This window comes from Telluria sp. ZB2R32 (assembly GCF_059685715.1).
In genome coordinates, this window is record NZ_JCASIG010000002.1 from 736,193 (window position 1) to 747,982 (window position 11,790).

7 protein-coding genes are annotated in these 11,790 nt (G+C 65.7%); 3 read left to right on the forward strand and 4 right to left on the reverse strand.

Annotation, left to right across the window (positions count from 1 at the left end; translation table 11 throughout):
* The first annotated feature begins 212 nt into the window (after positions 1–212).
* Together AC56LG_RS08285 and AC56LG_RS08290 are read left to right on the forward strand one after the other, a co-directional pair.
* Positions 213–3,581: an MHYT domain-containing protein gene (locus tag AC56LG_RS08285; RefSeq protein WP_497165620.1), complete on the forward strand. Its 3,369-nt coding sequence runs from the start codon at positions 213–215 to the stop codon at positions 3,579–3,581.
* Positions 3,581–4,576: a response regulator gene (locus AC56LG_RS08290; RefSeq protein ID WP_497165621.1), complete on the forward strand. Its 996-nt coding sequence runs from the start codon at positions 3,581–3,583 to the stop codon at positions 4,574–4,576. Before AC56LG_RS08285 ends, AC56LG_RS08290 begins: the two co-directional genes overlap by 1 nt.
* 20 nt (positions 4,577–4,596) lie before the next feature.
* On the opposite strand, the gene AC56LG_RS08295 is transcribed toward AC56LG_RS08290, so the two are convergent.
* From AC56LG_RS08295 to AC56LG_RS08310, 4 genes are all read right to left on the reverse strand, one after another.
* Positions 4,597–5,763 carry a glycosyltransferase family 4 protein gene (locus AC56LG_RS08295; RefSeq protein WP_497165622.1) on the reverse strand — a complete coding sequence of 389 codons (1,167 nt, stop codon included), beginning with the start codon at positions 5,761–5,763 and terminating at the stop codon, positions 4,597–4,599.
* A 109-nt stretch (positions 5,764–5,872) separates the two neighbouring features.
* Entirely contained in the window at positions 5,873–6,823 is a 951-nt protein-coding gene (locus AC56LG_RS08300; protein ID WP_497165623.1) for an NAD-dependent epimerase/dehydratase family protein, read from the reverse strand.
* Positions 6,824–6,836: 13 nt separating this feature from the next.
* Complete coding sequence (gene gmd, locus AC56LG_RS08305; RefSeq protein WP_497165624.1) at positions 6,837–7,883, reverse strand: GDP-mannose 4,6-dehydratase; 1,047 nt, start codon at positions 7,881–7,883, stop codon at positions 6,837–6,839.
* 274 nt (positions 7,884–8,157) lie between these two features.
* Positions 8,158–10,470, reverse strand: a complete 2,313-nt coding sequence (locus AC56LG_RS08310; RefSeq protein ID WP_497165625.1) for an NADP-dependent malic enzyme — start codon at positions 10,468–10,470, stop codon at positions 8,158–8,160.
* A 189-nt stretch (positions 10,471–10,659) separates the two neighbouring features.
* On the opposite strand from AC56LG_RS08310, the gene thiL reads away from it, so the two are divergent.
* A complete protein-coding gene (gene thiL / locus AC56LG_RS08315; protein WP_497165626.1) occupies positions 10,660–11,628 on the forward strand; it encodes a thiamine-phosphate kinase in 969 nt (322 codons plus the stop codon).
* Positions 11,629–11,790 lie beyond the last annotated feature (162 nt).

Below are 11,790 nucleotides of genomic sequence, written 5' to 3' on the forward strand. Positions count from 1 at the left end.
ACGGACGCCGCAGTAGCGCCGGGCGCTACCGCGGCGCCGGCATGCAGCGGACTATGCGGGCAGGTGCGCATGCTCGGCGCATGGTGGTAACTGCGCGACAAATTCGCCGAAAGTCAGCAAATCGGCAATATCGGAAAAGACTTTCCACACGGAAAGTGTCATACTGCCGATGATGCCGCCCGCCCTGGGCGCCCTTTTCTGCCGGAACCCCCATGTCGCTTTTCATGTTGCCCGACGATCCGTCGCTGCTCAGTTACGGGATCTACGACCCGAAACTCGTCGTGTTGTCGCTGCTCGTGGCGATCTTCGCTTCGTGGATGGGCTTGCAGATTGCCGGCCAGGCGCGCCAGCAGACGCGCCAGCGCACCCTGTTCCTGTTCACCGGCAGCCTGGCGCTCGGCGCCGGCGTCTGGGCCATGCATTTTATTGGCATGCTGGCCTTTAATTTGTGCACGCAGGTCGATTACGACCCGATGATCACCATCCTGTCGAACCTGCCGAGCATCGGCGCCTCGTACGTGGCGCTGAGCCTGATCGCGCGCGAGCGCATCGGCGCCGGCAGCCTGCTCGCCGGCGGTGTGCTGGTCGGCGCCGGCATCGGCGCCATGCACTACACCGGCATGGCCGGCATGCGCATGAGCCTCGACCTCCGCTACGATCCATTTACCTTCGGCCTGTCGATCGTGGTGGCGGTGGTGCTGGCGACGCTGGCCCTGTGGGTGCGTTTCGGCCTGACCCGCCTGCGCCGCATGAGCGAAAGCGGACGCCTGATGATGGCCGCCATCGTCATGGGCTGCGCCATCACCGGCATGCACTACACCGGCATGGCCGCCGCGCGCTTCGTCGGCACGGTCGATCCGAATGCGACGTTCGTCACCAACACCACCTTCCTGGCGCTGGCGATCTCGCTGATCACGGTGCTGTTCACGGTCGTGGTGCTGGGCGCGAACGGCCTGCTGCGCTACCGCCAGCTGTACCTCGAACTCTCGCGCAGCGAAGCCTGGATGCGCGCCCTGCTCACGACGACGGTGGACGGCGTGATCACGATCGACCGCGAGGGCACGATCGAGGAATTCAACGCCTCGGCCGAGAAAATCTTCGGCTGGCGCCGCGACGAGATCATCGGCCGCAACGTGCGCCTGTTGATGACCGACGCCGAGCGCGCCAACGAGAGCGGCCTGCTCGGCTACATGGACGACAAAGGCGCGCACACCTCGACCAGCAGCGCCGAAGTCGATGCCACGCGCCGCGACGGCAGCCTGATACCGGTGCGGGTGGCGATCGGCCACGCGCGCCTGCGCCAGCGCGAACTGTTCGTCTGCTTCGTCACCGACATCACGGAGCGGCGCCAGATGGAGACGGCACTGCGCGCCAGCGAGGCGCAGTTCCGCTCCCTGATCGGCACCATCCCCGGCATCTCCTACCGCAGCCGCATCGCGGGCGAGCACCCGCTGGTCTTCATCAGCGATGCCGTCGAACGCGTGGCCGGCTTCCCGGCGCGCGACTTCATCGGCAGCCCGCCGCTGCGCTCCTTCGGCGCCAAGATCCATGCCGCCGACCGCGCGCGCGTCGCGCAAACGATTGCGGCGGCCCTGCAGGAAGAGCGCCCCTACCTGGTCGAATACCGCATGCTGCATGCCGACGGTTCGAGCCGCTGGATGTGGGAAAACGGCGTCGGTGTGTGCAACGAGGCGGGCGAGTTGGCCTGGCGCGATGGCGTGATCCTCGACATCACCGAACGGCGCACGATGGAAGACGCGCTGCGCGAAGCCAAGGACGCGGCCGAGCAGGCCGCCGCCGCGCGCGCGTCTTTCGTCGCCAACATGAGCCATGAAATCCGCACGCCGATGAATTCGATCCTCGGCTTCACCGACGTTCTGCTCGACGGCGAACTGGCGCCCGACCAGCGCCGCCACCTGGATACCGTGCGCAGCAACGGCCGCTCGCTCCTGCGCCTGCTCAACGAAATCCTCGACACCGCCAAGCTGGAAAAAGGCGCGGTCGAACTCGAGATCAACGATTTCAATCTGCTGTCCCTAATCGACGAACTGTCTTCGACGCTGGCGGCCAATGCCCGCACCAAGGGCCTGCAAGTCGACATCCATTACGACCCGGCGCTGCCGACCAACCTGCGCGGCGACGAACTGCGCATCCGCCAGGTGCTGACTAACCTGCTCGACAATGCGATCAAGTTCACCGCCGCCGGCAGCGTGGTGCTGCGCGCCGGCCAGCAGGACGGCATGCTGCACGTCAGCGTCACCGACACCGGCATCGGCATCGCCCCGGACCGCCTGCAGGCGATCTTCGATCCATTCACCCAGGCCGACGCCTCGATGACGCGCCGCTTCGGCGGCACCGGCCTTGGCACCACGATCAGCAAGCAGCTGGTGGAATTGATGGGCGGGCGCATCTGGGCCGAAAGCGTGATCGGCGCAGGCACCACCTTCCACGTGCTGCTGCCGCTGGTGGTGGCGCGCTTTGCGCCGCAGCAGGCACGCGTGCGCACCGCCGCCGCCCTGCCGCCGCTGCGCGTGCTGGCGGCCGACGACGTGCCGCAAAACCTGGAGTTGCTGCAATTGCTGCTGGCGCGCCGCGGCCACACCTTGACCACGGTCGCGGATGGCGGCGCCGTGGTCGAGATGGCTGCGCGCGAAGAATTCGACCTGGTCCTGATGGACTTCCAGATGCCGGTGCTCGACGGCCTGTCCGCCACGCGCCGCATCCGCGAACAGGAAACGCAGTCCGGCCGTCCGCGTGTGCCGGTGATCGCGATGACGGCCAGCGTGCTGCCCGAGCACCGCCGCGCCAGCGTGGAAGTCGGCATGGACGGTTTCGCGTCCAAGCCGGTCGACTGGGTCGCGCTGTCGCACGAAATCGCACGCGTGCTCGGCCTCGGCGCCGGCGCCGCCGCCGACGAGGTCGCGCCGGTCCTCGAGCGCCACGTGCTCAACCGCCATGGCGGCGTGCACCGCTGGGGCGGCAAGGAAGACGCCTGGCGCGAAGCGCTGGAACACTTCCACAGCCAGCATGCGCTGCTGCCGCAGTTCCTGCAAGGCTTCCTCGACAGCACCGATTACCCGTCGCTGCGCATGCTGACCCACAAGGCGCGCGGCGTGGCCGCCAACATCGGCCTCGAACTGCTGGCCGATGCGCTGGCGGAAGTGGAACAGCTGGCCGAAGGCGACAAGGGCCAGCACCTGGCCGGCGCCGCCCTGCTGCCCGACGCCCTGGCCCGCGCCGCGGGGGCGCACGCGGCGGCGCTGCTGGCGATCCGCGCCGAACGCCCCGCCACCGGCCAGGCGCCGGCGGCGCCGCAAGACACCGCCGACCTGCCGCGCGCGCTGCGTGCCGGCCGCCTGCTGGGCGCGGCGCTGGCGCGCGGCGCGCTCGACGACGCCGCGCTGGCCGGCCTGGCCGCCGCACTGGCCGGGCATCCGGCCGCCGCCGGCGTCACGCAAGTGCAGGCGGCGCTGTCCGATTTCGATTTCGACCTCGCCCAGCAGCAGCTGGACGCCGTGCTCTCCGCCCTCGGCGAGCACGACGCGCATGATGATAATCCTATGCCACAGGAAACGATGTAATGAGCACTACCAGCAACAAGCCGCTGATCCTGGCGGTCGACGACGAAGCGAGCAACCTGCAACTGCTGCGCCAGATCCTGCAAGACCATTACCGCCTGCTGTTCGCGAAAGACGGCGCGCGCGCCCTCGAACTGGCGAACAAGGAGCGTCCCGACCTGGTGCTGCTCGACGTCATGATGCCGGGCATGAGCGGCTATGAAGTGTGTGCGGCGTTAAAGGCCAATCCGTTCACCGCGCCGATTCCGGTGGTGTTCGTGACGGCGCTGTCCGACACCGCCGACGAACTCGAGGGTTTCGAAGCCGGCGCAGTCGACTACATCACCAAGCCGATCAGCCCGCCGGTGGTACGCGCGCGCGTGCGCACCCACCTGTCGCTGGTGCGGATGGAAGAACTGAAAGCCTCGCGCCTGGCGATCGTCCAGCGCCTGGGCCTGGCGGCCGAGTACAAGGACAACGAGACCGGTTTGCACGTGATCCGCATGAGCCATTTCGCGCGCATCCTGGGCCTGGCGGCCGGCATGACGGAACAGGAAGCGGACGACCTGCTGCACGCCGCGCCGATGCACGACGTCGGCAAGATCGGCATCCCCGACCGCATCCTGCAAAAGGCGGGGCCGCTCGATGCCGACGAATGGAAGGTGATGCAGAGCCATGCGACGATCGGCGCCGAGATCATCGGCGAGCACGGCGACGGCATGCTGCAACTGGCGCACCAGATCGCGCTGACCCACCACGAAAAATACGACGGCAGCGGCTACCCGAACGGCCTGGCCGGCGAGGCGATCCCGCTCACCGGGCGCATCGTCGCCATTGCCGACGTGTTCGATGCGCTGACCTCGGTGCGGCCGTACAAACGCGCCTGGACCGAAGAGGAAGCGGTGACGCACATGGTGCAGCAGAAGGGCAAGCATTTCGATCCGGCGCTGATCGACCTGTTCGTCGCCCAGTTGCCGGCGATCCGCACCGTGCGCGAGCGCTGGGCGGAAACGGCCTGAGTATTGAGTTGCTTCGCTGGCTACTTCGGCTTGGCCGGATGGGCGCCCAGCGGAGCCACCGCCGGCTGCGCCGCGTGACGCGCGATGACCTCGCGGTAGAGCGCCGTATAACCGGTCGCCATCTGCCCGGCCGTAAACACCTTCTGGAAACGGGCCGCGGCGCGCGCGCCCATGGCGCGCGCCAGCTCCGGGTTCTCCCATAGCGTGCGCATGGCGGCGCGCAGCGCCGGCGCGTCGTCCGGCGGCGTCACCAGGCCGGTCTCGCCATCGATGTTGATGTAGGTGGTGCCGCTGCCGATTTCGCACGAAATCATCGGTTTGCCGTACATCGCCCCTTCCAGCAGTGAAATGCCGAAAGCTTCCGAGCGCAGGTGCGAGGGAAAGGCCATCGCGTAGCACAGGCTCAAGAGGGCAACCTTGTCGTCGTCGCTGACGGCGCCGGTAAAGATCACGTTCTTCAAACCCAGGCGCGCGGCTTGCGCCTTGAGGGCCGCTTCTTCCGGCCCCGTACCGGCGATCACGACCGGGTAGCCTGTGTCCTTCACCGCGTCGAGCAGCACGTGCAGGCCCTTGTAATAGCGCAGCACGCCGACGAACAGGAAGAACTTCGGCCCGAGCCGCTCGCGCCAGTGCGCCAGCAATGCCGGGTCGGGCTGCGGGTAGGTGGACTGGTCGAGGCCGTAGGGAATGACGCGGGTCTTGCCGGCGTATCGTTCCAGTACCGCCGACGAGGCCAGGTAATTCGGCGATGCCGCGACGATGGCGTCGACGCTGCCCAGGAAACGCTGCTTGAGCGGCTGGTACAGGCGCAGCAGTTTTTTCTGGCGCACGATGTCGGAGTGATAGCTCACCACCGTCGGCTTGTTGACGCGCGCCAGGAAGTGGGCCAGGTCCATGAACGGCCATGGGAAGTGGTAATGCACGACGTCGGCCTGCGCCGCCAGGCGCGCCAGCGCGCCGAACGAAGCCAGCGAGCAGCCGTTCGAGGCGAATTCGAAGTCGAGCGGCACGCGGTGAACGGCATGGCCGTCGAAGACGATCGGCGCCAGGTTTTTCTCGCGCGAGAGCGACAGCACCGTGTTGGTCACGCCGAGGCGGCCGGTGCCGACGCATAGCTGGCGAATGACTTGCTCGATACCGCCGATGCTGTCTGGAAAATAGGTCTTGTAGAAGTGAAGGACGCGCATAGGTACGATCGGAAAAGAACAGTCCCGCGGCCGCGGCACCGTCGCCGCTTCGGGCCTGATATGCCCGGACACTGAACTGCCCATGGTCAGCCCTCCAAGGTTAAAGGCCTCAGCCCTGCACCATCCAGCGCAAGGTCTCTGCCAGCGGGGGCGGGTCGAGCGGCCCGATCACCCGGGCCAGTTTCGCATGACTGCCCGACAAAGTCAGGACATCGTTGGCGCGCACGAACGCGGGATTGACCTGCACTTCGATGCGGTAGCCGGCAATCGCGGAGGCCAGGTCGATGACGTCGGCGAGCGAATTGCTGCGCCCCGAACAGATATTGAATGTCTCGCCGCGCGGCGCCGCCGCAAGCAGCCTGCGGTAGCTGCGCGCCACCATGCGCACGTCGGAAAAGTCGCGCGCGACCGCCAGGTTGCCCAGTTCGATGCTGCGTTCGCGGCGACGGAAATGCGAGACGATCTTTGGCAACAAAAAATTGTCGCTCTGGCCTTGGCCGGTATAGTTGAACGGGCGGGCGATAATGATCGGCAACTTGTCCATCCACAGGCGCGCCATGTATTCCATGGCCAGCTTGCTGACGGCGTAATCGTTGGCCGGCGCCGGCGCCACCTCTTCGTCGATGACGGCAACGTCGGCGTTGCCGTAGATATTCGCCGACGAGGCCAGCAGCACGCTCGATACCTTGTGGCGTGCGCCTGCCAGCGCTTCGAGCAGGTTGCGCGTGCCGACCACGTTGACGCGGTAGATCTGCTCGACGTCGCTGTGGGCGACAAAGGCGATGCCCGCCAGGTGCACCACGACGTCGGGTTGCACCTGTTCGACCATCGCGCCGACGGCCGCACGGTCGCACAAATCGACCGCCAGCACATCCGTACCGAGGTCGTTGCCCGGCATGACAGTGCCGAATACCCGGTACCCGGCCGCTGCCAGTTCGCGCGCCACGTAATAGCCGGTAAAGCCGCGCAGACCGGTGACCAGGGCGCGCTTGCCCTCGCCTTCGCGCAGACCGGCATCGGGCTCGAGCGCAAGGCCCGGATCGGACTGGGAAGCGGGCATCGTGCGTTCCATGTCAGAACGAGAAACCCTGGGCATTGCGGCGCAGGTCGGCCTCGACCATCATCTGGCACATTTCTTCGAGCGTTGTTTTCGGTTCCCAGCCCAGCTCGCGCTTCGCCTTTTCCGGGTTGCCGATCAGCAGATCGACCTCGGCCGGACGGTAAAACTTCGGCGAGACGCGCACCAGGGTCTTGCCGCTGCGCGCGCACTGGCCCGACTCGTCCTCGCCGCTGCCGCTCCACTCGATGGCGACGTCGGCGGCCCTGAAGGCCATGGTGACGAAGTCGCGCACGGTCTCGGTGCGGTTGGTGGCCAGCACGAAGGTATCGGGCTGGTCGACCTGCAGCATGCGCCACATGCCGTCGACGTATTCCTTGGCGAAGCCCCAGTCGCGCTTGGCGTCGAGGTTGCCCAATTCGAGCACGTCGAGCTTGTCCTGGACGATCTTGGCGACCGAATCGGTGATCTTGCGCGTGACAAACTCACGGCCGCGCAGCGGCGACTCGTGGTTGAACAGGATGCCCGAGGAACCGAAGATGCCGTAGCTCTCGCGGTAGTTGATCGTCATCCAGTGCGCGTACAGCTTGGCCACGCCGTAGGGGCTGCGCGGGTAGAACGGCGTGTCCTCGACCTGCGGGATGGCTTGCACCTTGCCGAACATTTCCGAGGTCGACGCCTGGTAGAAGCGGATCTTCGGGTTGACCAGCCGGATTGCCTCGAGCAGGTTGACGGCGCCCAGGCCGGTGATCGATGCCGTCGTCAGCGGCTGGTCGAAGGAGACACCGACGAAACTTTGCGCGGCGAGGTTGTATACCTCGTCCGGTTCTGCATTCTGGATCAGGCGCAGGCTCGACGCCAGGTCGGTCAGGTCGTATTCGACCAGGTCCAGGTTCGGGTGCGCCTGGATGCCGAGTTCCTCGATGCGCCAGAAATTCGTGGAACTGGCGCGGCGGAACGTACCCGTAACGTGGTAACCCTTCTCCAGCAACAATTGAGCAAGATAAGCACCGTCCTGGCCGGTAATACCAGTGATGACGGCTCTCTTTGTTGTTTTTTGCATGATGTTAAATTCCGGATGAGTACTGTACGCACGAGTATTAATTAGACAACCTCACATTGTAACAGAGGACATTGACCAAAAAAAACGATACGAATCAGGGGTGTACGGGGTGCCAAATTACACACATTATTCGTTGAGATACAGTCGCGGCGGTAGACGCTTACGCATTGTTACTTGTTTGGCCATAAAAAAACAGGCGAGCACGCTCGCCTGTGAGTCCACTCAAGGATGAATGAATCGGACTGAACTTTCGCCAGTCCGATCCTCGGCCGGATCAGCGGTTCGACACCGCATCGACCACGCACAGCGCGGTCATGTTGACGATGCGGCGCACCGTGGCCGACGGCGTCAGGATGTGCACCGGCTTGGCGCAGCCGAGCAGCACCGGCCCGACCGCGATGCCGTTGCCGGCGGCCGTCTTGAGCAGGTTGTAGGCGATGTTGGCCGAATCGATGTTCGGCATCACCACCAGGTTGGCGTCGCCCTTGAGCGTCGATTGCGGCATCAATTTCGCGCGCAGCTTCGAATCGAGCGCGACGTCGCCGTGCATCTCGCCGTCGATCTCCAGGTGCGGCGCCTTCTGCTGCACCAGCGCCAGCGTGGCGCGCATCTTCTGCGCCGACTCGCTGTCGGACGTGCCGAAGTTCGAATGCGACAGCAGCGCCACGCGCGGGGCGATGCCGAAACGTTCCAGCTCTTCGGCGGCCATGATCGTGATCTCGGCCAGCTCGGCGGCGTTCGGGTTGTCGTTGACGTGGGTGTCGACCATCGCGATCTGGCGCTCCTCGGTGATCACGAAGTTCATCGCCGCATACACGTTGGCGCCGGCGCGCTTGCCCAGCACCTTGTCGATGAAGTCGAGGTGGGTCCAGGTGGTGCCGTAGGTGCCGCAAATCATGCCGTCGGCGTCGCCCTTGTGGATCATCATCGCGCCGATCAGCGTATGGCGGCGGCGCATCGCCAGTTTCGCCATGTCGACCGTCACGCCGCGGCGCATCACCATCTGGTGGTAGGTCTGCCAGTAGTCGCGGTAGCGCTCGTCGAAGTCGGGGTTGATGACGTCGAAGTGCACACCCAGTTTCAGGCGCAGGCCGAACTTCTCGATGCGCTGCTCGAGCACGGCCGGACGGCCGACCAGGATCGGGCGCGCCAGCTTCTCGTCGACCACCACCTGCACCGCGCGCAGCACGCGTTCGTCCTCGCCTTCGGCGTAGACGATGCGTTTCAGCTCGGGCGGGGTGCTCTTCGCGACCTGGAACAGCGGCTTCATGAACGAGCCGCTGCGATAGACGATCTGCTGCAGGCTTTCGGCATAGGCGTCGAGGTCGGCGATCGGACGCGCGGCGACGCCGCCATCCATCGCGGCCTTGGCCACCGCCGGCGCGATGTGGGTCAGCAGGCGCGGGTCGAACGGCATCGGGATCAGGTATTCCGGGCCGAACGACAGGTTGTTGATGCCGTAGGTGGTCGCCACCACGTCCGACTGCTCGGCATGCGCCAGGTCGGCGATCGCGTGCACGACGGCGATTTCCATCTCGCGCGTGATCGTGGTCGCGCCGCAGTCGAGGGCGCCACGGAAGATGTACGGGAAACAGAGAACGTTGTTGACCTGGTTCGGATAGTCCGAACGGCCGGTGGCGATGATGACGTCGCCGCGCACCGCTTTCGCGTCTTCCGGCAGGATTTCCGGATTCGGGTTGGCCAGCGCCAGGATGATCGGGTTCGGACCCATCTGCGCGACCATTTCCGGCTTCAGCACGCCGCCGGCCGACAGGCCGAGGAAGATGTCGGCGCCGGGGATGATGTCCGACAGCGTACGGTGCCCGGTCTCCTGCGCGAAGCGTTCCTTGTCCGGGTCCATCAGTTCGGCGCGGCCTTTATAGACAACGCCGGCCAGGTCGGTGACAAAGATGTTCTCGATCGGGAAGCCGAGGTCGACGATCAGGTCGAGGCAGGCCAGGGCCGCAGCGCCGGCGCCGGAGACGACCAGTTTGCAGTTCTTGATGTCCTTGTTCACCACCTTCAAGCCATTGAGGATGGCGGCGCCGACGATGATCGCGGTGCCGTGCTGGTCGTCGTGGAAGACCGGGATCTTCATCCGCTCGCGCAGTTTACGCTCGATGTAGAAGCACTCGGGCGCCTTGATGTCTTCCAGGTTGACGCCACCAAAAGTAGGTTCGAGCGCGGCGATGATGTCGACCAGCTTATCGGGGTCGTTCTCGGCGATCTCGATGTCGAAGACGTCGATGGCCGCGAATTTTTTGAAGAGGACGCCTTTGCCCTCCATGACCGGTTTCGACGCCAGCGGGCCGATGTTGCCCAGGCCCAGCACGGCGGTGCCGTTCGAGATCACGGCCACCAGATTGCCGCGCGAAGTGTATTTATATGATGCCGCCGGGTCCTTGACGATCTCCTCGCAAGGCGCCGCGACGCCCGGCGAATAGGCCAGGGCCAGGTCGCGCTGGTTCAGCAGGCCCTTGATCGGCGTGACGCTGATCTTGCCCGGACGTGGGAACTGGTGATATTCGAGCGCTGCAGTCCGAAGTTGTTGGCGCAGTTCTTCTTTTTTGTCCGATGACGAATCCATGCTGTGCAGCCTTCCTGAACTTAGAGGGGAACCTCCAATTTTATCAGACTGACTCTTATAGCAGACTACGTATTTTCCACGCCTAAGGATTTCATAAGCTTTGCTGATACGGCGGTAGAGCGCATAAGCAAACCCGATGAATCGGCTGCGCAACATGCCGACCTCGCCCGTGGACGGTAAAATTGTTCCATGCTTTCCGAATTCGACCTCATCAAACAATACTTCCGCCGTGCCCGCTCAGGCAACGCCGTCCTCGGCATCGGCGACGATTGCGCCCTGCTCGCGCCCACGCCCGGCATGCAAACGGCGATCTCGACCGACCTGCTGGTCGAAGGCCGCCATTTCTTCGCCGGCGCCGACGCCCGCATGCTGGGCCATAAAAGCCTGGCGGTGAACCTGTCCGACCTGGCGGCGATGGGCGCGAAACCGGTCGGCTTCACGCTGGCGCTGTCGCTGCCCGGGGCCGACCCGGAATGGCTGGAGGCATTCTCGAACGGGATGTTCGCGCTGGCCGACCTGCACGACTGCGAACTGATCGGCGGCGACACCACGCGCGGCCCGTTGGCGATCTGCATCACCGTGTTCGGCGAGATCGCCCCCGGCCACGCCTTGCGCCGCGACGCCGCCCGCGCCGGGCACGACATCTGGATCTCGGGCACCCTGGGCGACGCACGCCTGGCCCTGGCCGGCTACTGGAAGGAGATCGCGCTGGAGGCCGACGCCCTGGCGCTGGCTGCCCCGCGCATGCACCTGCCGACGCCGCGCGTCGCACTCGGCCGCGCTCTCAGCGCCCTGCCGATCGGGCACGCGGCGCTCGACATCTCCGACGGCCTGGTCGGCGATCTGCAGCACATCCTCGACGCCTCCAAGGTCGGCGCCACCCTGAACATCGACGCCCTCCCCGCCGGCCCGGCGCTGGCTGGGCAAGCGCTGGCCCTGCGGCGCCGCTTTACGCTCGCCGGCGGCGACGATTACGAACTGTGCTTCACGGCGCCGGCGTCGCAGCGCGATGCGGTGATCGCCGCGGCCGGATCGGCGCATACGCCGGTCACGCGCGTCGGCACCATCGACGCGCAGCCGGGACTACGCTTCGTCGATGCGGCGGGCAAGGCGCTGGAGATGGATGTGCAGGGCTGGGATCATTTTAGCGGGGAATAACGCGCTTCCGCGAACGCAGGCGCTTGACCCGTAGGGTGGGCGGCTACACCCGGCCGTGTGATGTGCTACGGCTTGAATGCCGCCCACGCGTTCAACCAGCCCATGCAACCTCGCGTCAGTGCATGCACGGGTTGAACGCGTGGGCGGCGTCAGCGCAGCAGG